At 46.3% G+C, this 19,370-nt stretch carries 18 protein-coding genes and 6 pseudogenes; 17 read left to right on the plus strand and 7 right to left on the minus strand.

Annotation, left to right across the window (positions count from 1 at the left end; genetic code table 11):
* Positions 1-96 precede the first annotated feature (96 nt).
* On the plus strand, positions 97-1,047 hold the full coding sequence (gene cbl, locus JKP81_RS02855; protein ID WP_200550541.1) for an HTH-type transcriptional regulator Cbl: 951 nt from the start codon (positions 97-99) through the stop codon (positions 1,045-1,047).
* Positions 1,048-1,092: 45 nt separating this feature from the next.
* Here cbl and shiA read toward each other — a convergent pair whose 3' ends face one another.
* Positions 1,093-2,418, minus strand: coding sequence for a shikimate transporter (gene shiA / locus JKP81_RS02860; RefSeq protein WP_200550542.1), 1,326 nt, complete (start codon positions 2,416-2,418; stop codon positions 1,093-1,095).
* Between the two features lie 350 nt (positions 2,419-2,768).
* Positions 2,769-3,314: a chorismate mutase gene (locus tag JKP81_RS02865; RefSeq protein WP_200550543.1), complete on the minus strand. Its 546-nt coding sequence runs from the start codon at positions 3,312-3,314 to the stop codon at positions 2,769-2,771.
* A gap of 305 nt (positions 3,315-3,619) precedes the next feature.
* Between JKP81_RS02865 and JKP81_RS02870 the strand changes: the two genes are divergently transcribed.
* Positions 3,620-4,132 carry a GNAT family N-acetyltransferase gene (locus JKP81_RS02870; protein ID WP_200550544.1) on the plus strand — a complete coding sequence of 171 codons (513 nt, stop codon included), beginning with the start codon at positions 3,620-3,622 and terminating at the stop codon, positions 4,130-4,132.
* Between the two features lie 57 nt (positions 4,133-4,189).
* On the opposite strand, the gene JKP81_RS02875 is transcribed toward JKP81_RS02870, so the two are convergent.
* Together JKP81_RS02875 and JKP81_RS02880 are read right to left on the minus strand one after the other, a co-directional pair.
* Positions 4,190-4,981: an MBL fold metallo-hydrolase gene (locus tag JKP81_RS02875; RefSeq protein WP_200550545.1), complete on the minus strand. Its 792-nt coding sequence runs from the start codon at positions 4,979-4,981 to the stop codon at positions 4,190-4,192.
* A gap of 227 nt (positions 4,982-5,208) precedes the next feature.
* Positions 5,209-5,553, minus strand: a complete 345-nt coding sequence (locus tag JKP81_RS02880) for a helix-turn-helix domain-containing protein (RefSeq protein ID WP_200550546.1) — start codon at positions 5,551-5,553, stop codon at positions 5,209-5,211.
* Positions 5,554-5,643: 90 nt separating this feature from the next.
* Between JKP81_RS02880 and JKP81_RS02885 the strand changes: the two genes are divergently transcribed.
* The 5 genes and pseudogenes from JKP81_RS02885 (at position 5,644) to JKP81_RS02910 (ending at position 8,918) form a co-directional block, all read left to right on the plus strand.
* Complete coding sequence (locus tag JKP81_RS02885) at positions 5,644-5,970, plus strand: nuclear transport factor 2 family protein (RefSeq protein WP_200550547.1); 327 nt, start codon at positions 5,644-5,646, stop codon at positions 5,968-5,970.
* Complete coding sequence (locus JKP81_RS02890; RefSeq protein ID WP_200550548.1) at positions 5,970-6,749, plus strand: SDR family oxidoreductase; 780 nt, start codon at positions 5,970-5,972, stop codon at positions 6,747-6,749. The genes JKP81_RS02885 and JKP81_RS02890 overlap by 1 nt, the downstream gene beginning before the upstream one ends.
* A 402-nt stretch (positions 6,750-7,151) precedes the next feature.
* Positions 7,152-7,585: pseudogene (locus tag JKP81_RS02895) on the plus strand (transposase); the annotation flags it as partial.
* Positions 7,534-7,665, plus strand: a pseudogene (locus JKP81_RS02900) (phage virion morphogenesis protein); the annotation flags it as partial. The pseudogenes JKP81_RS02895 and JKP81_RS02900, both read left to right, overlap by 52 nt.
* A gap of 134 nt (positions 7,666-7,799) precedes the next feature.
* Complete coding sequence (locus JKP81_RS02910; RefSeq protein WP_234455464.1) at positions 7,800-8,918, plus strand: hypothetical protein; 1,119 nt, start codon at positions 7,800-7,802, stop codon at positions 8,916-8,918.
* 19 nt (positions 8,919-8,937) lie between these two features.
* Here the strand turns inward: JKP81_RS02910 and JKP81_RS02915 are convergent.
* Together JKP81_RS02915 and JKP81_RS02920 are read right to left on the minus strand one after the other, a co-directional pair.
* A pseudogene (locus JKP81_RS02915) lies at positions 8,938-9,092 on the minus strand (IS630 family transposase); the annotation flags it as partial.
* 97 nt (positions 9,093-9,189) lie between these two features.
* Positions 9,190-10,253 (minus strand): annotated as a pseudogene (locus JKP81_RS02920) (IS3 family transposase).
* An 89-nt stretch (positions 10,254-10,342) separates the two neighbouring features.
* Here JKP81_RS02920 and JKP81_RS02925 point away from each other — a divergent pair.
* Genes JKP81_RS02925 through JKP81_RS02950 form a run of 6 tightly spaced genes read left to right on the plus strand, consistent with a single transcriptional unit; the run spans position 10,343 to position 15,152 of the window.
* Positions 10,343-11,428, plus strand: coding sequence for a CBASS oligonucleotide cyclase (locus JKP81_RS02925; RefSeq protein WP_370568810.1), 1,086 nt, complete (start codon positions 10,343-10,345; stop codon positions 11,426-11,428).
* Positions 11,425-11,916 carry a hypothetical protein gene (locus tag JKP81_RS02930; RefSeq protein WP_163980214.1) on the plus strand — a complete coding sequence of 164 codons (492 nt, stop codon included), beginning with the start codon at positions 11,425-11,427 and terminating at the stop codon, positions 11,914-11,916. The genes JKP81_RS02925 and JKP81_RS02930 overlap by 4 nt, the downstream gene beginning before the upstream one ends.
* Positions 11,913-12,815 (plus strand): ATP-binding protein, encoded by a 903-nt coding sequence (locus JKP81_RS02935; protein ID WP_200550549.1) that lies wholly within the window; start codon positions 11,913-11,915, stop codon positions 12,813-12,815. Before JKP81_RS02930 ends, JKP81_RS02935 begins: the two co-directional genes overlap by 4 nt.
* 1 nt (position 12,816) lies before the next feature.
* Complete coding sequence (locus tag JKP81_RS02940; protein WP_200550550.1) at positions 12,817-13,983, plus strand: hypothetical protein; 1,167 nt, start codon at positions 12,817-12,819, stop codon at positions 13,981-13,983.
* Positions 13,980-14,522, plus strand: coding sequence for a 3'-5' exonuclease (locus JKP81_RS02945; protein WP_137269257.1), 543 nt, complete (start codon positions 13,980-13,982; stop codon positions 14,520-14,522). Before JKP81_RS02940 ends, JKP81_RS02945 begins: the two co-directional genes overlap by 4 nt.
* Before the next feature lie 15 nt (positions 14,523-14,537).
* Complete coding sequence (locus tag JKP81_RS02950) at positions 14,538-15,152, plus strand: hypothetical protein (protein WP_200550551.1); 615 nt, start codon at positions 14,538-14,540, stop codon at positions 15,150-15,152.
* Between the two features lie 289 nt (positions 15,153-15,441).
* Here the strand turns inward: JKP81_RS02950 and JKP81_RS02955 are convergent.
* Positions 15,442-15,721, minus strand: a pseudogene (locus JKP81_RS02955) (transposase); the annotation flags it as partial.
* Between the two features lie 342 nt (positions 15,722-16,063).
* Between JKP81_RS02955 and JKP81_RS02960 the strand changes: the two are divergent.
* The 4 genes and pseudogenes from JKP81_RS02960 to JKP81_RS02975 form a co-directional block, all read left to right on the plus strand.
* A pseudogene (locus tag JKP81_RS02960) lies at positions 16,064-16,563 on the plus strand (integrase core domain-containing protein); the annotation flags it as partial.
* A gap of 670 nt (positions 16,564-17,233) precedes the next feature.
* Positions 17,234-17,545 (plus strand): hypothetical protein, encoded by a 312-nt coding sequence (locus tag JKP81_RS02965; RefSeq protein WP_200550552.1) that lies wholly within the window; start codon positions 17,234-17,236, stop codon positions 17,543-17,545.
* Between the two features lie 9 nt (positions 17,546-17,554).
* Positions 17,555-18,772 (plus strand): PfkB family carbohydrate kinase, encoded by a 1,218-nt coding sequence (locus JKP81_RS02970; protein ID WP_200550553.1) that lies wholly within the window; start codon positions 17,555-17,557, stop codon positions 18,770-18,772.
* Positions 18,751-19,347: a 7-cyano-7-deazaguanine synthase gene (locus JKP81_RS02975; RefSeq protein WP_200550554.1), complete on the plus strand. Its 597-nt coding sequence runs from the start codon at positions 18,751-18,753 to the stop codon at positions 19,345-19,347. The genes JKP81_RS02970 and JKP81_RS02975 overlap by 22 nt, the downstream gene beginning before the upstream one ends.
* Positions 19,348-19,370 lie beyond the last annotated feature (23 nt).

A 19,370-nucleotide genomic window follows, 5' to 3' on the forward strand; every position in this document is an offset into this window, starting at 1 on the left:
CCTTAATGGAATAAGATGCTGGTTTTTATTATTTGTCCTGCCTGGCCGCAGACTTTAACAATAACGTCATGTCTGACAGGCCAGGAGCAGCGAAGGGTGAATTTCCAGCAACTCAAAATTATCCGCGAGGCGGCGCGGCGGGATTACAACCTGACCGAAGTCGCCAACATGCTTTACACGTCACAATCCGGCGTGAGCCGCCATATTCGTGAGCTTGAAGAAGAGCTGGGGATTGAGATTTTTATCCGTCGCGGCAAACGTTTGTTGGGCATGACGGAACCCGGTAAAGCGCTGCTGGTGATTGCCGAGCGCATCCTTAACGAGGCGAGCAATGTGCGCAGGCTCGCCGATCTCTTTACCAATGACACCTCTGGCGTGCTGACCATTGCCACGACGCATACCCAGGCGCGCTACAGCTTGCCCTCGGTGATTAAAGCGTTTCGCGCACTGTTCCCGGAAGTGCGGCTGGAGTTGATTCAGGGCACCCCGCAAGAGATTGAATCTCTGCTGCATAACGGTGGCGCAGACATCGGCATTGCCAGCGAACGCTTAAGCAATGACAACTCACTCGTGGCGTTTCCCTGGTTTCGCTGGCACCACAGTTTGCTGGTACCCTCCGATCACCCGCTGGCGCAATCCTCACCGTTAACGCTCGAAGATATCAGCCGCTGGCCGCTAATCACTTATCGCCAGGGGATCACCGGGCGCTCGCGTATTGATGAAGCGTTTGGTCGCAAAGGGTTAATCCCGGATGTAGTGCTGAGCGCGCAGGATTCCGATGTTATCAAAACCTATGTCGAGCTGGGGCTGGGTGTTGGGCTGGTGGCGGAGCAATCAAGCGGTGAGAACGAAGAGGGCAAACTGGTGCGGCTGGATACGCAACACCTGTTTGATGCCAATACCGTCTGGTTAGGGTTAAAACGCGGCCAGTTACAGAGGAATTATGTCTGGCGCTTTATTGAGCTGTGTAACGCCGGGTTATCGGTAGAAGATATCAAACGCCAGGTGATGGAGCCGGATGAAGCGGCGATCGATTACCAGATTTAACGCTGGTGATAAGCAACAAAGCCTCCGCATGCGGAGGCTTTGTTTTTACTGATGTGTGTGCGGCGGTGTTTTCATCAGCATCGCTGTCAGAGCGGAGAGCAGACAGCCCGCCAGCAGATAAATGGCGACGGCATGCCACTCGCCGCCGGAAAAGTTCAGTAGTGCGGCGGCAATAAACGGCGTAAAACCGCCGCCAACCACGCTGGCGACCTGGTAACCAACCCCCGCGCCGCTGTAGCGATAACCCGCGCCGAACATTTCGGTGAACATCGGCTGCTGTACGCAAACCACCATATCGTGGGCGATATTGGCCAGCAGTAACGAGAAGATCACCACCCCGAGAAGGGAGCGCGTTTCCAGTGCCATAAAGAACGGGAAGGCGCTAAGCGCGCCGATCAATGCGCCGGTGATGTAGATGCGCCGCCGTCCATAACGATCCGCCATCCAGGCGAATAACGGAATGGTCAGGCAACTAATCCCGCCAACCAGCAAACCGATATTGAGAAACAGCTCACGCGGTAAGCCCAGATTTTGCGTCGAGTAGTTCAGTGCAAAGGCAGTGACGATATACATGGTCAGCAGTTCGCACAGGCGCAGGGCGATGATTTTCAAAAACGCCCCCGGATGGCGAAACAGCGCTTCAAATACTGGCGGGCGTTTTTTTATCTGCGCCGGCTGTTGCGTCTGCGCTCGCTCAAACTCGGCAGATTCTGCCATGCCGTTACGCACCCACAGCGCACCGAGCACCAGTACAATGCTGAATAAGAAAGGCAGACGCCAGCCCCAGCTCAGAAACTGCTCGTTGGTGGTCAGGCTGCTGATGAGCGACACAAGCCCCGTGGAGAGCAACAACCCAACGCCATACCCGACCTGAACGCCGCTGCTGTAGAAGGCTTTTTTCCCGGCGGGCGCACTTTCGACGGCCAGCAGCGCCGCGCCGCCCCATTCGCCACCTACGGCGAAACCCTGGATGGCGCGCAGGATGACCAGTAACGCCGGTGCCCACCAGCCAATGGTGGCAAAAGAGGGGAGAATGCCAATACAGGCGGTGGCGATGCCCATCATCCAGACCGTCATCATCAGCATTCGCTTGCGACCGAGACGATCGCCGAAATGACCAAAGACAATGCCGCCGAGCGGGCGGAATAAAAATCCAACACCAAAGGTGGCGAAAGCGGCGAGCGTACCCATCGCCGGGTCTATCTGCGGGAAAAACTCGCTGTTAAACACCAGCGCAGCGGTGATGCCATACAGTAAAAAATCAAACCAGTCGACCACTGCGCCGGCGAAGCTGCCCCAGGCCGCACGGCGGGCGCGATTCAGTGGTGGTAACTCTTCATCGGGGCGGGTTGTGATGAGCGTGGAGTCCATAGTTGTTCTGTCCGTTCCTCAAAATTGCAAAATTTTCTAGTTTTAATAGGGAGAAAAGGTTACTCACATCGTACGCAGCCAAAAAAGCCGCTATTGAGACTACAGCGACAGCGGACAGGTGAAAACTCTTTTGCAGATCGGGCGGCATGAAAGGGGGAATTTAACTCAGGGGGCGTTCATGCACAGAAGATTATTCGGTTATTGAATGAATTGTGCGCGTGGCATTCGGTCGGTCGATGTTAAACCGCAGGCTCCGGCCATAAGCTATTAATTTTATTATCGGATGCCCGGCCTGGTATGCGCCTGGCAGGCCGGGTATTCGTGTTATTCATTGCATACGGCATTTGTGACTAACGTGCACGATGAATAAGGCGTAAGGCGGCAAGGAGGTTGTTTTTATCCGCTTCGCTAAGATTCGGAGCCATAATTTGTGCCGTCAGCCATGCGGTGTCTGCTTCCGTGAAAGGGCCGGTGAGCAGCCGCTGGCTGATGGCGGTGAGCAACTGGCTATCCAGTTGATTTATCTGTTGCCGGGTTGCGTCCAGACTTCTGACTGTGCTGTTGGCATCCGATGTGGCTAACCAGTCGGCCAGATAGCGATACTGAACGGCTTTGCTGGCGTTCATCAACGCGCGGAAAAAAGGCTCCACAGAGCGGGGATCCAGACCCGCGCCCTGGGCATTTTTCACCGCTTCTGCCAGTACTTTTTGCTCCCGCTCAACATCTTCTACGGGGGAATGGTGCTGTGCCTTGTAACTGGCGACGTCTTTCATTATCAGCATGCGTTCATTGAGCGCAGATGAAAGTGTGCTGAGCGACACCGATGCGACGGAACCTGCAAAAACATTGCCGCACATGAACAATGATGAAAGGAAAACAACCGCAGACTGGAACATCAACTTACCCTCCTGTCAAAACCCAAAAAAAAGCCGTTCTCGGGGAAGAACGGCGAATCGACCATCACGGCTAAAATCACTAACACGATTCATATTCTATTAGTTACGTTAATGAATTATTTCTTAACGGGCGTTTTATGTAAGTAAATGAAACGATGTAAATAAGGTACAAAGAGTGGGGCGCAGCATGAAAATTGTGCTGATGCATTCGGGATGTACAATACGAGGCCGCGAGGCGGCGCGGGATCGCCTGAAGCCGCGTATGTCGATCAGGCTTAACGCTTGTTACCATTGGGAACATTCAGATGACAGATATCACAATCGAACCAGCGCTCAGCGAGCACCTGGCGGCGTTAAGAGCCATTGAACTTGCAGCGTTTGAAACGCTGCGCAAGGCGGGCGCAGTAAGCGGATCTCCTGTCGCTAACAGCCTGGAAGCGTTGCACCAGCTATGTACGCAAGGTGTGTTACTCGTCGCTTTCGCGCCGGGCGAAATTCCTGTCGGGTTTGCCGGAGCCGTGATAACAGAAAACTGGCTGCACATTGCTGAAGCGGATGTTCACCCGGACTGGCAGCGGCAGGGAATTGGGCGGCGCCTGATGCACGCGCTGCTGTCGGAAGGGAAAGCGCGCGGTTTAAACGGCGCCTCGTTGACGACCGATCGTGACGCGCCCTTCAACGCGCCTTTTTACGCTTCGCTGGGTTTTGACATTGTTGAAGGCTGCGCCATTTCATCCCGGCTGAAAGCGGTGCTTGCTGCGGAAACCCAGGCCGGGCTGGATCCGAAACGCCGGGTTGCCATGCAATTATTGTATTGAAATCATTGACCGCTTTTTTATGTGCAAGCGTGCGCGGACGGATAGATAAACCTTTGCTTAGCGCAGGCAAGCGATATATTTCTCACCTGATCGGCGCACAATTTCCGCAGCATGTTGAACGATCTCCCGCCCTTCAAACGCGCCGTAGAGTTTCGCGAATTTCACCGCATCCAACCGGCGTGTCATTTCACGAACCGTCTCTGCCGGCAGCGGCAGCATATTGGGATAGCTCCACATAAAGGAGACGGTATTCGCACCTGGCGCGACCTGAACGATATCACCGGACAGCAGTACACCTTCATCCCGTGCCCAGTGGAGAACACAGCCACCGGCAAAATGGCCGCCAAGTCGCATGATGCTCACGTCTGATGTCAGTTGCAGGGTGTCGCCATCCCAGAGGGTAATGTGCGGGCTGTCGCGCATGATCCACTCGCGATCGCGTTCATGCAGATAAATCGGTGCGTCAAACGTGGCGGCCCAGTCTTGCATGGTGGTGTAGAAATGAGGATGCGAAATAGCGATAGCCTTGAGCCCGCCCAGAGAGGCGATCAGCGTTTTTGTGGCGTCGTCGAGAGTGGAGATGCAGTCCCATAAAATATTGCCCTGCGCTGTTCTCAGTAGAAAAGCGCGCTGCGCAATCGCGAAATCAGGCACGGTTTTGATGCTGAAGAGATCGCTCTCGTGTTGTTGCCATTTATTGACATGCGAGGCCAGAAGGGTTGGAAAATCAATCCATTTCTGTCCCGTTACCGGCACGAACTGGCGTTCATCTTCGCAGATATCGCACCGGTGTGGGTGAGTGTCGGTGATTGCATACGATGTGCCGCATGCGTTGCATAAGGTGATCATTGTCGTCCTCTCTGTTGCGATTACGTCAGTGATAAAGGGGTTTTGCAGAGAATGGCTTCTTTTGCCGGGCGATGCCCGCGCCATTATTTGAATAGCAACATCTTTAGCATGGCACATTGCGGCCGCGATATGTGCTGGACAGTGCGGCCATAGCAGAGGAAAGCGCGATGAACGACTGAACGGTTCAGCGCGCTGTGTCAGAACGGAGGAAAAGTTCAGCGCCGGATTTAAGGCACGTTCGGTGGGAAGGCGTCGCGTTTTTCTGCCCATTTCAGCATGGCATCCAGCGCCGGGCACAGGGCCTGGCCCCACTCCGTCAGCCGGTATTCCACCTTCGGCGGGATCTGCGGATAGACCTTGCGCGACACGATGCTATCCGCTTCGAGCTGCCGCAGTTGCTGGCTTAACATTTTTTGCGAAATGCCAGGAATAAGCCTGCTGAAATCGGAGTAGCGCTGCACTTTTCCATCAAATAAATGAAACAGGATGACCAGCTTCCAGCGGCCTTCCAGTAATCGCAGCACCTGTTCGACGCCAAGCGCGGCGGTATCGGGGGTATAAATCTTACTCATAAGCCTGTTACTAACTTTTTTGTTCGTTCTTGATGATTTGACACTATATGGTGAAAATGAGAGCACCGCAAACCGAAGGAGCCTCTCACCATGTCTTTGTCACTACCCGACGCTATTGCTATCTACTTCGCCATCAGCAATGGCGCAGATATCGCTAATGTTAAACACTGTTTTACGCCTGATGCCGTGGTTATCGATGAACATAAGACCCATCGCGGCCATGAAGCTATCCAGGCCTGGCAACGCGACGTGCAGAGTGCGTTTGAGTACACCGTTGAACCGATCCGGGTGGCTGATGAGGGAACGCGGTTAACGGTGACATCGCATGTTGCAGGCAATTTTCCCGGCAGCCCGGTGCAGCTAAGCCATGCGTTTACCTTACTGGACGGGAAGATCGCCTCACTGGAGATTATGTAATGAGCATGAATCTGAACTTACGTGGGAAACGCGTTCTGGTCACGGCGGGTACCAAAGGCGTTGGGAAGGCGGTTGTTGGCCTGTTTCATGAACAGGGGGCGAAAGTGTTAACCACCGCGCGGATCCCGCCTGATGAATCGTTAGCGGATCACTTTGTGGAGGCCGATCTAACAACGGTAGAAGGTTGTCATCGCGTTGCGCAAGCAGTGCAGAGTCACTTTGGCGGCGTAGACATTATTGTTCATGTTGTTGGCGGCTCGACAGCGCCTGCTGGCGGTTTTGCAGCGTTAGGCGAAGAGGAATGGCAGCAGGAACTGAATCTCAATCTGTTGCCTGCGGTTCGGCTCGACAGAGCGCTTTTACCCGGCATGCTCGCGCAAGGTGCGGGGGTCATTATTCATGTCACCTCTATCCAGCGCGAACTGCCGTTGCCGGAATCGACAACAGCGTATGCTGCGGCAAAGGCTGCACTCTCTACCTACAGTAAAAGCCTGTCCAAAGAGGTCTCGCCAGAAGGGATCCGCGTGCTGCGTGTTGCACCCGGCTGGATCGAAACCGAAGCCTCCGTAGCACTGGCCGAACGGCTTGCGCGCCAGGCGGGAACGGATTACGAAGGTGGCAAGAAAATCATCATGGATTCGCTCGGCGGCATCCCGATGGGGCGCCCGTCAAAACCTGTGGAAGTGGCCACTCTTATTGTGTTCCTCGCTTCATCCTGTGCGGCGGCGATTACGGGAACAGAGTACGTTATCGATGGCGGCACGGTCCCCACCGCGTAATCGAGACGGTCACTGCGCGTGACATCAACGCAGCGGAATGGTGTACGTCGATGGCTGTTTATTCTCTCTCGCGAGCTGGAATGTGCGTAAATCAGGCGCGAAAAAAAGAACGAACAAGGCGGCAGCAAGTTGCCAGACCGGAAAAGCAAAAAGCCTGCTTAAAAGCAGGCTTTTCTGAATCTGGCTCCTCTGACTGGGATCGCCTTTGCCAGTAACTGGCTAATAAGTAAGCTAAACCTGAATTCACTTTCTGTCAAGACCACCAGAATGACCACCAATAGGCGAAGGTTACATAAATCTTAAAATCTGCGCGGAATAGTAGATCACTTTGAGGGAACTCAGCCCGGATTGTGCGATCTGATCAATCGCCAAACCAACCAATATCACCGACCGGACTGAGTGATGCCGATCATAGCACCAATTCCCCGTGACGAACGACGCCTGATGCAGAAAGCGATCCATAAAACGCACTATAAAAATTATGCCTGTCGGCTGACTGCCATGCTGATGCTGCACCGCGGCTGTCGCGTCAGCGACGTTGCCAGAACGCTTTGCTGTGCCCGTTCCTCCGTCGGCCGCAGAATTAACTGGTTCGCGCTGTCGGGGGTTGCAGGACTGAAATCATTACCTGCCGGGTTTGCCCGTCGCGGGCCTTTTGAGCATATCTGCACGTTATTACGTGAGCTGGTAAACATGCTCCCGGCGATTTTGGCTACCAGCGATCACGCTGGATCACAGAGCTTCTGGCAATAAAAATCAATGAGATAACCGGGTGTCAGTTACACGGGTACAGCGCATGGCGCGGGTGCATCATTATGGGTTGCGGGATCGGCTGGTGCGTGGGGGGGAAGATGTGCGGTATGAGGCCAGGCCGCTGATGGGTATAAATAATGAAACAATGGGGAAGATTGAATAAATCATAATTAATAACTTGATTTTGTGATGGTAATAGCTTTTATTTAATTGAGATGTATCCCATTGCTATCATCGGGATGATGTAAAATTTGATTTTTCATCGTAGTCTTGTTCTTAGTATTAAAAAGGATTTATATGTCTGAAGATAACGAAATTTCCCAAAATGAAACCACTCCAGAAGTTGCATCTGAAACAACGCCAGTAGTTAAAGAAAGGAAGCCTAGAAAAAAAGCGACCAAACCAAAGCGTGACTTCCCTCAATACTCTCTAGAAGATTGTAGAAAAATAGCTGACTGTCTGAAGGAATTTAACGCCGGTAACCCATGGGTACCAGGTGAAGTTGCTAAAGCACTGGGTTTAGGTAAAGGGCCAAATTTTTTCTACATGACTGCGTCTGCTCGAGATTACGGCATAACTGTGGGTACTCGCGACACAAGCAAAATTGAACTTACGGAATTAGGGAAGAGTTTAGTATATCCTAAATCACAGGAGGAAGAAGGCAATGCAATATTAAGTAGCTTCTTAAATATAGACTTATTTAAGAAAGTATATGATTACTATCAAGGTGGTAACCTACCTGAGATTGAATATTTAAAGAATACTCTAAAAACTGAATTCGGCATAGATGATCAATTACAAGACGACTTTTATAACTTATATCAACAAAACCTCAAATACGTTCGAGAAAAAGTCGCTAGAGAAGATAGCATTAGTACTAACTCAGTTAATGACAAAACTGCCACAGCTAGTAGTTCCATTATGCTCGGTGAATCTCAAGGGCAAAGTAAACTTATTGCATTTGTTGCTATGCCTTTTTCAGAAAAAACGTCTAACTACCCGCATGGTTATTTTGATGAAGTACTTAAACATCTCATTACGCCTTCTGCGGTGAAGGCTGGATTTAATTCTAAGACGGCAAAAAAAGCAGGGAGTGAAGTTATTCAATCTACGATTGTCAACGATCTTGATGCTGCTGATCTTGTGATAGTTGATCTAACTGAACACAATCCAAATGTGCTTTTTGAATTAGGTATGAGGATTGCCTTTAGTAAACCTGTCTGTTTGATCAGAGCAAAAGGTACTGCACCTATATTTGATATAGACCACATGTTAAGAGTCTATGATTATAATCCTTGCTTATGGCCTTCTACGCTAGAAAGCGATATTCCACAATTGTCAGAGCATATAAAAGAAACATGGATGAATAGGAGCGAGCGTTCATACCTCGATATTCTTAGAGAAAATAAAAGCTAAATAGTTGCGCAGAATACCGCTACACTTTTGCCAGCCCATGTTGACCTCCGGGAAACGGGCTGGGGGTTTCCATAAAATGGCGAACTTTTTTAGCAACTGCCACATTGAACGGCACTGATGATTCCGGGTTATCGTGTCATGTAGTGCCTGTCATAACCGCTCAACGTGGTTCACTGTAAACATCCCGTATAACCGGGTCATGTGATTTTAGATATCTTGACTGTGACCCTTACCCCGAATATGCTCCAGTCATAATCAGGAATAACCGGCTTCATGTTGGCTGCATATTCTGCCAACCGGCAGACTTCTCAGCGAATTCGGATGGTGTCATCCAGCCCAGTGCAGAATGCGGACGCCTCTGATTATAGTGTATGCGCCAGGCCTCGATTTTGCACCGTGCGTCCTCCAGAGACATGAACCAGTTCTCGTTCAGACATTCCTGTCGCAGCCTGCCAGTGAACGACTCCACTGTGGCATTGTCCGTGGGTGTTCCCGGTCGAGAGAAATCGATACGGATCCCCCGTTCATACACCCACTTGTCCAGCATTTTCCTGCAAATCTAGAGCCGTTAATGGTTTTCAGCAACTGTGGTAAGGGGCGTCTGAGCGCGATACTGTTCAGCATCTCCGCCACTTCCGTTGAGCGCAGATTCTGGCCCACACAGATCCCCAGGCATTCACGTGTGAACAAATCGATTATCGTCAGCAGGCGTAACCGGCGGCCGTCAAACAGCGCATCGGAGACAAAGTCCATGCCCCAGACATGGTTCGGATACAGCCCCTGAGGCTGAGACGCAGGGACAGACCTTGCTCGCTGTAGGTCGATAGATGCGTTTATGGTTATCCCGCCAGCCTTCACGTCTGAGCATGACGTGAACTCTGTGGTAGCCATAGTGGACCCGGGTTTCGCTGATCTCCCTGATACGCAGGCGTAGCGCACTGTCGTCTGCCGACACAGAACGATACCTGAACGAGCTGCGGCTGACCTGCAGCGCAAAACAGACCTGCCTTTCGCTGGCTCCGTAGCGTGCCTGCAGATCCCGGACCCATTCGCACAGTCGCGCCAGCGTCAGTTCTTTTTTGCCAGCACATCCTGCAGCATGGCCTTGTCGGGGCTCAGATCGGCCACCAGCTTCTTCAGCCTGAGATTCTCTTCCTCAAGCTGTCGCATGTGCTTCAGTTCAGACGGGGAAATCCCGCCGTATTTCTTGCGCAACGTATAGAATGTTACATCGGAGATACCCAGCTTGCGACAGACCTCCGGTACTGATGTACCCAGTTCAGCCTGCCTGAGGGCAAAGACAATCTGTTCTTCAGTGAATCGTGACTTTTTCATCGGCTCAACCTCCGCTCAGGGGGAGTATTAATCATGCCGGAATTCTGTTTCTGAATGGCGCAGGATTTTGGGTCAGGGTCAGAGATCAAGTGGCCGAGTTTACGTTATTTGTAATTTTTTTCATTGCCTCCCTTGAAAAAAAACGAAGCAGCACTATTTTGTCTATGGCCTTAAAAAACATGGTCGTCAATTCCAGCCTGATTAACGCCTACCAAGGATCAAACATGCCGCTAAGTAACACGGAGCTTCGCTACTATGACAGCAATATCTTGAGGCTGCCCTCTGATAAGAGAACTGAATACCATGCTCAGGTTGATCGCCTGATCGCTGAACTAAAAAAATCTATCAAAGATCAGGATGAGATCAAAATAACTAAAGTCGTTAAAGCTGGCTCCTTTGCAAAATTTACAATTTTACGCAAAACGCATGAAGATCCTGTCGATGTAGATGTGGTTTTTTATATATCAGGTAAGGATGTCACCCAGGAAACTCTTGCAAGTCTTAGCGAAAAAATCTTCAATGCTCTGGTTAAACTTTATCCCAATAAATCTGTTGAAGATTTCCAACTCCAACGTAAAGCGGCTACCGTGACCTTTGTAAAATCAGGGCTGAATGTTGACGTTGTTCCTGTGATTGAAGATACCGATAAAGTAGGATATGGATGGCAATTCGATATTCATGAAGGGACAAAACTTCATACCTGTGCTCCATGCCAGATACAATTTATTCGTGACAGAAAAAATACAGATAACGACTTCAGAACACTTGTTCGACTGGCCAAAAAGTGGCGGAACCATGCTGGGCTAACGCATCTGAAATCATTTACTATTGAGCTCATCATGGCCTATCTGCTCGATAAAAATGGTAAAGATGCGAGTATCGAAAGCCGCTTCAAACAATTCCTGCTTTATATTGCTCAAACAGGGCTAAAAGAGAAAATATTTTTCACTGAAAATGGGAATGATATTCCTGAATTTTCAGATCCCGTTGTAATTATCGATCCGGTTTGCGTAACCAATAATGTTGCCAGCCGCCTGAGCGAAACTGAAAGACTAGAGATTGTGGATGCAGCAACCGAAGCTTGGGAGATCGCGCATCATGCTTCAATTGAGGATGATCTGGCTATCTGGAAAGAGCTTTTTGGGCCACGTTTAAAAGTAAGGGAGGAGGCATGAGTCAGTCTTTTTCTTCAACCGAATCTTACTCAGTGGCAGACGTCCAAAACGTAATGCGACGTGTAACCGCCGACTTCATTATGATTGCCGAAAGCACAAAAGCAGTTGATGTTGAGCAGGTTAAAAAATGGGCGCACGATGTAGAGCTTTTAGCATGCAATGGATATCTTAAACATGTTGATTTGACATTATTAAGTGACGGAAAAGAAATCCGGGCTACCCGCTATGTTGTAAACTCGGAAGCAGGAGAACTGCAGACCAGCAGGCCCGGTGGTGTGCTGTGGCCAACGGTACCGGCACCTTTTCTGAGGATCGTCATATCCTATACAAGCGCCTATGATCAAACAGCTAGGAATAAACTTAGACCCAAACTCAAGATCTCCTGGTCCCCTAGCTCTGCAGACACATCTCACTCTTCCCTTAATTCAACAAAGGGGCGAGACTACGAAAGCAATGGATATGGCATAGAAAGGAAAGATTTTTCATGATGGTTCAACAAAATAAAATTTTTGATAGTGAGACCCCATTACCTGACGATGCCCTTCTTTTACGGCAGAAGACATTACTCGGTTTCGAGAACCGGTACAACAAAATCCACAATCAGTTACGTCTATTGCTGAACTTAGGGAAACTGCAATCTTGGGGAACAAAGTTTCATCAGAATAACTTACCCATCTGTAGTCTTGTTTCCGAACAATATCCACTCGTTATTTTTCATGGGGATGTTGGCACAGGTAAAACTGCAACCGCCGAATGTATTGCAAACATGCTTGCAAAAGATTCCGGGGCAGAAGATTCCATCCTCTTTAAAATCAGTAACAGAGTCAGAGGGAGTGGCAAAGTTGGTGAGATGGGCACTCTCATAAACCAGGCCTTTTCAGAGGTGATAAAATCCGCAGGAAAAAATCGTCGGGGCATACTGATCATTGATGAAGGCGACTCGCTTGCTTCATCGCGAACGCAAGAACATAGTCACCATGAAGATAAAGTCGCCGTAAACACCCTTATTCAGTGCATTGACGATCTGAGAAAATATCAGGGACGTATCGTGATTTTTCTTTGCACCAACCGTTTATCTGTACTTGACGCAGCCCTTATCCGCCGCGCCGCTGTTGTGGAGGAGTTCTCTCGCCCCAGTGATACAGAGCGACTGGCGCTATTTGATATGGATTTACAAGGTTTAGGTTTATCCCCCCAACAAAAGGGTGTCCTGGTTAAGGCAACTGGTCCAAATGAAGGAAATCCCGGATGGACATTCTCCGACATCCGTACACGATTATATCCGGCGGCACTGGCAAAAGCATTTCCGGATAAACCTTTGTCATACGAAATACTCCTTCAGACAGCACTTTCATTAAAGTCATCACCTGTAATGGAGGATCGATAACATGCAGGGCCAATTTTTATCAGGAAGACGCATACATATTACCGGCAGCATTCCGGAACAAACAGAGCTTGCCACTAGTGATGAAGTGGACAAAGCCCGGGCATTTGTTGCCAGCCTTGTTCGCGAGTTAGTACGCCAGGGGGCAAATTTCGTCATTCCTGTTGATGCCGAAAAATTTCGTGCTAGTGATAACAAACCGATATGCTTTGACTGGTTAGTTTGGAATGAAGCAATAAAAAATCTTCATCATCGGCCTTCAGATACCCCGGGACCGCTTATTATTGCAGTGAAACACCATAAAAATGAGGACCAAATTCCCGCAGAATATATTGATAACTGGGATGAATATCGCGGCACCTCGCATGTCAGGATTGAAAGTGCAGCCCACTGGAACATGGCCAGTAAAAGAATGGAGATGCAGTCCCGTTCAGGTGATGTACTCATTACCATCGGAGGGAGTGAGGGGGTGTTGTTTCTCTCAAATCTTTACCATGATGCTGGCAAACCTGTTATCCCTCTCAATTTCAAAATTGGAGCAAACAATACAGGTTCTCGTAAAATTTTCGAATATGCTCTAGCAAGCTCGCATTCAGAGAGACTCTTTAAAACTGAAGATGACCGTTCGTCCCACGATTGGATAAATCTGCTGGACTTTCCTAACCGCAAAACCACGGAAGAACGTGTTCAGACCATCATACAGCTCCTAAAAAACCTTACGCCACCTACTGCATTTTTTGTCTGTTTAATGAATCGGGCGCATGGGGATTACATTGCGGTTAAGAACTACTTTGAATGTGTTATTAAACCCGTAATGGAGAATGAACTGGGGTACCGTATGGTGATTGTTGATGGTAGCCAGGGTTATGAAAATGCGTACATTAACCAAGAAGTCTTCGAACGCCTTCACCGAAGCCGAGTTGTTATCGCAGATATCACAGGCTCCAGACCAAACTGCTTCATTGAACTGGGATATGCATTAGGAAGAGGGCTTACCACAATGATACTCGCCAAAGAAGGCACTCAGTTACCGTTTGATATTCATACTGTATCCGCCCATGTGTGGAACGATGAGGGTGTGGTTGAAGACAAAAAGCGAGAATTCCTTGCACACTGGAATTCCATTAAATCTCGTTCGACATTAGTTTCAATGGATCCTTTAATACCATGACAATTAAAAAAGAAATATTCATCTCTGTTGATATAGAAGCCTCTGGTCCAGTACCAGGGAAATATAATTTACTCAGTATTGGGGCATGTCTGGTGTCTGATACCGATGTGAATTTCTCATGTGAACTTAAACCGATAACTCCCGAATATATTCCTGCCGCACTTGAAGTTACCGGGCTTACCTTAGAAGAACTTGAGGATAGGGGCCTCCCTCCTGAGGAGGCGATGCTGGCTTTTAAAAATTGGATAGACCAGGTTACATCTTCAACTACATTACCTGTCTTTGTTGGCCTGAATGCACCGTTTGACTGGTCTTTTGTTAATTATTATTTCCATGTTTACCTTGGTGAAAATCCATTTGGCTTTAGTGCGCTGGATATTAAGGCTTTGTTTATGGGGCGACTGGTAACATCATGGACCGAAAGTAAGTCATCTCATATGACGCAGTTCCTCGGTGTACCAATGACAGCCAATCACGATGCTTTGAAAGATGCTATATTTCAGGCTAATTTGTTCAATGCAATTATGAAGTTAAAATAAAATCAAGAGGTTGTCATGCAGGATAACGAGTTGTTGGTAGCGCATTATCATAAAACCTATGATTTAACATTTTCAGTATGGGAAAGTAGAAACCAGTCACTACTTATATTACTGGCTGTTGTCGGTTTTTCCACATTATTAACATTCAATGTGTCTGAAACACAGCCCTTACTTGTTGATATTATTGCAAAGTTGTGTGGAATTACGAGTGACGAACGAATAGCAGAGCTTAAGAAAAGTTTTCCGTATGGCATCATACAAAGTATCTTCATTATTGTTGTTTTTTATCTAACAATAAACCTTTACCATAAAACCTCTTTTATTCGACGTAGTTATAAATATTTGGGTGGTGTGGAGTCTGATATTAGAACAGCATTAAATCTACCGACAGAAAGCGTAAGTTTTACACGGGAAGGTGATTTTTATAATAATCATCGTACATTTTCTTCTTTTATGACCGGTCTGAGTTACGTCCTCATTCTAGGTGTCTTGTTATGCTCTTTTCTCGGCATGCGTCTATTAAATGACTGGCATTCCCAAGACTGTTTAATCCTCATTACAGACGGATGTTTAGCATTAGGAATATTATATTTCTTCATAGTATATGCCTATCTTTCGCTAAAAAAATAACCTCTGGAAAAATTTACCGGATAGATTGTTGAATCATATAGTTGATGTAAAATACTCCATCCGGTAAATATAATTTTACATCCACCTCCAATTGATAAAAACATCTTATCAGAAATAAAAATATACCGTATGTTTTATATAAACACGCAGGTGTCATAAAACGGCTTAATCACAAAGAACAATTTCTGTGACGGTCATTCCTAACTTTCAGTCAAAAGGTGGTGCTTAACAGCCTGTAAACTGTATCCTCACTGAAATGGTAAGCGTTAAGTGAGCGCCGTATTGAGGGTTATTTGTCGGCGAGATCTACGTTCTATGGCAAGCAGTTCGGTCACTTTGTTTGAAGACCATTCCGTCAATACACTCAGTATATGGCGAAGGTAGGCTTGCGGACCGATATCGTTCGACCTGTACTTTCCGATCGGATCATACAGCAGAGCTCTGCGCTAACCCTTGTGGTTGCTGCCGAAGAATATATAGTTTTTCTTGCCTAGGCATATTGCACGTAATGCTAGTTCTGCCGCGTTGTTATCTGACTCTGCCAGGCCATCATCACAGTAGTAGTGTAAGTATCCCTGCAAAACGTTCACAATTAAACGACATAGAAATAGCCACCTATGGCTGTAATTTCCTCCTGAAATATCCCCTGGTTTGTATGAAATCGCTGTCATAGCAAAAATCTGCTGAACAATACATGCATGGTCTCGGTCAGAACTCCCCAGGTTCAGTAAGAATAGAAATGGTGATTTATGGTTTCTGTAAAAAACACAAGCACACAAAGGCATAAAGCTCAATAACTCCAGTGCTACACAGGCAGTTATTAATATTGTAGGTTGTAAAGACCAAGGTTCTAGAAATGCAATTTTATTAGGCGGTTATCAATCAGTATTTCGTGAAGTAATTGAAGCGAGGCGATGAACCAGAGCTGGTCCATGGATTTTATGCACGATGCGCTGGTCTGCGGCAGACGCTTCCGGACCTTCAATGTGGTGGATGACTTTAACCGCGAGGCTCTCGCAATAGAAATCGATCTGAATATCCCGGCACAGCGGGTGGTCAGGGTGCTGGACAGGATCGTGGCAAACCGGGGTTATCCGCTGAAACTGCGGATGGATAACGGGCCGGAACTGGTCTCGCTGACGCTGGCGCAGTGGGCTGAAGAGCATGGTGTGATACTGGAATTTATCAAACCAGGGAAACCAACGCAGAATGCCTTTATTGAACGTTTTAACCGGACGTACCGGACAGAAATACTGGATTTTTATTTATGAATGAAGCACGGGAAATTACAGAGCGCTGGCTGGCTGAATATAACAGCGAACGGCCCCATGAATCCCTGAATAACCTGACGCCGGAAGAGTACCGGCTGATGACTGAAACTCCGGAAATCTCAAAAAGTGCGTGGAACTAAAATGGATGTGCTTACACTGGCAAAACGAAAAGCCTTGTATGAGACGGCTCAAAAAGCCCGACCGGAACGGTGGTCAACCTCATGCCGTCAATGGCAGCGGGTCGAGGTGGTGATGTTGAATCCAGAGAAGCCAGAAACTGGGCTGAAAACGGCAGCATAAAAACGAATAAGGGTGTCAACTTCGTTGATAGCTACCGTAGTACTAAAACTGGCGTAATTACACGTTGATTTTCTTTTTTCACTAATTAATACAATACGTTATAGATAAGGCATGGGCGGAGGATGACGTACTTCAAGAACAAAGGATTAATTATCAGAGAGAATTCAACTGCGGCAAGTAAATGCAAAATAGAGAAATAAAAATGAGGAATATAATTAAATCATAAAGTTACAACAAGTCATGGTATTCGAGTCATTGAGCATGATAACTTTTGAGACACACTTGTAAGATTTTATTGGCGTTAGTTTTAATCTTTGTTTCACATTAAAAACTTCTACTGCAATTAACAAAAGTTAATTATCTTATTGATTCTTAGTGATATTTTTTATCGAGTTTTGGCTTATAGCGTGTCGTACCGAACCTATAACAGGTGAATAAATATTGACAATCAAAAATTTTTTTTACAAATTGATGTAGGAAAATTCAGAATAGAGAAAAGGAGTATGGACTATGTCTGGATCAGGCAGTTTTTCATCTGGAAGGGCCTCAAAATTCTATAGCTGTGATGTTATAAAGTTTTATACTAATATTCGCTCTCCCAATCCTTTAATAGTAAAAAAACTAAAAATAGGGGACTTACTAGATATAGAACTACTTGATAATTCCATTTGTGCACTTTTGGGTACTGAGATACTCGGTGGCGTTACGTCTCCAGAATATTATGATAGTCTTTATAAATGTCTTGATGGAGGAACATTGTATCAAGCTTCTATAACTGAAATTAATAACGGTCAAATCAAAGTTTTTATCTATGCCGTTTAAGGACTGCGCATGCATATAATCGGAGGTATATATCGCGAAAAATGTTTACACCCTAATTGGAACTATGTATATGGTTCTGGTGGACGCGCTGCTTTAGCCATATGTGAAATGGGAGAAAACGTTTATTTGCATTCATATGTTAATGATGAATATAAGAAATTTCTTGAAATTGAATCAAGATTTTGTAGCGGTAATCTAACAATTGAGCAGTTTAATACTAATGAATCATTAGAATTCAACTATACATATGGTTTAGCTAATATTACTCCGCCACTTAGCAAAAATAACAACCCAGATATTATTGTTAAAACTGAATCGGTTTTAATGTTTGGCATGATTGAATGTAAATCGAGAATTGAAGCTGTTTATGCAGTTTATGATCCACAAAGTACATTTGATACATTATCTTTTCGTGATACAGGTTCGATAGCAAAACATTTAGCATTAGTTTTAAATGAAAAAGAAATTTATGTACTTGCAAATGCAAGCTGCATTAACAACATAGAAGACACTATACGCATTATTGCTGAAAAAGAAAATGCAGAAGTTGTTGTTGTAAAAAGAGGTCCTGAAGGTGCTTTAGTTTACCATAATAATAAATTTTCAAAGATACCATTGTACATTACGGAGAGAGTATGGAAGATTGGATCTGGTGATTGTTTTTCAGCCCACTTTGCCCTTAACTGGATCGTATTAAAAAAGTCGCCTGAAGAGAGTGCCCTTAATGCTTCAAGGGCGACATCTTACTATTGCCAAACCCAATGTTTACCATCTAAAGTTAATCTTAAATCCTATGAACCAGCACCCTTAGTTATCAACAATAAAAAGAAATGTAGAGTATATTTAGCTGGGCCTATATTTAATTTGGCGCAGTTGTGGATTGTTGAACAAGCCAGGAATAATCTTGTTGATATGGGATTGGAAGTATTTTCGCCTTATCATGATGTAGGTTTATCTAATGATAAAAATTATATTTATGAAAAGGATGTTGTAGGTTTAAATAATTCTGATATGGTTTTCGCAATATTAGATGGTCTTGATAGTGGTACAATTTTTGAAATAGGATTTGCCAGCGCTAAAGGGAAGAAAATAATTATTTATAATGAGAGCGTTGATGATAAAGATCTTGTCATGTTTTCAGGTAGTGAGACTTTTATTATTAATGATTTCGTGTCAGCAATTTATAAAACAGTTTGGGAATCATTATGTATAAAAGAACAGGACTGATTTTATCAGGCGGTATGGACTCTGTTTCTATTGCTTGGTGGAAAAAACCGGAAGTTGCTTTTACTGTTGATTACGGTCAAAAAGCTGCCAATGCTGAAGTTCAAGCTGCTGAGCAAATTTGTAAAATATTAAATATAGAACATCATATTTTGAGAATTGATTGTAGCAGTTTAGGATCAGGTGATTTAGCAGGTAAGGCCTCAGATAAAAATGCGCCTGAAACTGACTGGTGGCCTTATAGGAATCAAATGTTAGTAACGCTAATTGCTATGAAGGCTATTAGTCTTGGAATTGACCGGCTTTTTATTGGTACAGTTAGTAGTGATTCTACTCATAAGGATGGCACTTTAGAGTTCATTACATTGATGTCTGATTTACTTAAATTCCAGGAAGGGAATTTAGTGTTGGAAGCACCAGCCATAAATATGACAACTTATGAATTGATTTGTAAATCAAAAATACCTTATGACTACTTGTTATGGGCTCATAGTTGCCATACTAGCAATATACCATGTGGAAGATGTCGTGGTTGTAACAAATATCATAAAGTTATTAGCGAATTGAATATCTTATAACTTTTATAGCTTATCATAATGGC

Source organism: Kosakonia sp. LAM2021, assembly GCF_016620385.1.
GTDB classification, from domain to species: domain Bacteria; phylum Pseudomonadota; class Gammaproteobacteria; order Enterobacterales; family Enterobacteriaceae; genus Kosakonia; species Kosakonia sacchari.

What these genes read in the sequence shown, in the direction of transcription:
- shiA (WP_200550542.1), bottom strand. Translation starts at nt 2,418, where the DNA reads ATGGACTCCACGCTCATCACAACCCGCCCCGATGAAGAGTTACCACCA.
- JKP81_RS02865 (WP_200550543.1), bottom strand. Translation starts at nt 3,314, where the DNA reads ATGTTCCAGTCTGCGGTTGTTTTCCTTTCATCATTGTTCATGTGCGGC.
- JKP81_RS02870 (WP_200550544.1), top strand. Translation starts at nt 3,620, where the DNA reads ATGACAGATATCACAATCGAACCAGCGCTCAGCGAGCACCTGGCGGCG.
- JKP81_RS02875 (WP_200550545.1), bottom strand. Translation starts at nt 4,981, where the DNA reads ATGATCACCTTATGCAACGCATGCGGCACATCGTATGCAATCACCGAC.
- JKP81_RS02880 (WP_200550546.1), bottom strand. Translation starts at nt 5,553, where the DNA reads ATGAGTAAGATTTATACCCCCGATACCGCCGCGCTTGGCGTCGAACAG.
- JKP81_RS02885 (WP_200550547.1), top strand. Translation starts at nt 5,644, where the DNA reads ATGTCTTTGTCACTACCCGACGCTATTGCTATCTACTTCGCCATCAGC.
- JKP81_RS02890 (WP_200550548.1), top strand. Translation starts at nt 5,970, where the DNA reads ATGAGCATGAATCTGAACTTACGTGGGAAACGCGTTCTGGTCACGGCG.
- JKP81_RS02910 (WP_234455464.1), top strand. Translation starts at nt 7,800, where the DNA reads ATGTCTGAAGATAACGAAATTTCCCAAAATGAAACCACTCCAGAAGTT.
- JKP81_RS02930 (WP_163980214.1), top strand. Translation starts at nt 11,425, where the DNA reads ATGAGTCAGTCTTTTTCTTCAACCGAATCTTACTCAGTGGCAGACGTC.
- JKP81_RS02935 (WP_200550549.1), top strand. Translation starts at nt 11,913, where the DNA reads ATGATGGTTCAACAAAATAAAATTTTTGATAGTGAGACCCCATTACCT.
- JKP81_RS02940 (WP_200550550.1), top strand. Translation starts at nt 12,817, where the DNA reads ATGCAGGGCCAATTTTTATCAGGAAGACGCATACATATTACCGGCAGC.
- JKP81_RS02945 (WP_137269257.1), top strand. Translation starts at nt 13,980, where the DNA reads ATGACAATTAAAAAAGAAATATTCATCTCTGTTGATATAGAAGCCTCT.
- JKP81_RS02950 (WP_200550551.1), top strand. Translation starts at nt 14,538, where the DNA reads ATGCAGGATAACGAGTTGTTGGTAGCGCATTATCATAAAACCTATGAT.
- JKP81_RS02965 (WP_200550552.1), top strand. Translation starts at nt 17,234, where the DNA reads ATGTCTGGATCAGGCAGTTTTTCATCTGGAAGGGCCTCAAAATTCTAT.
- JKP81_RS02970 (WP_200550553.1), top strand. Translation starts at nt 17,555, where the DNA reads ATGCATATAATCGGAGGTATATATCGCGAAAAATGTTTACACCCTAAT.
- JKP81_RS02975 (WP_200550554.1), top strand. Translation starts at nt 18,751, where the DNA reads ATGTATAAAAGAACAGGACTGATTTTATCAGGCGGTATGGACTCTGTT.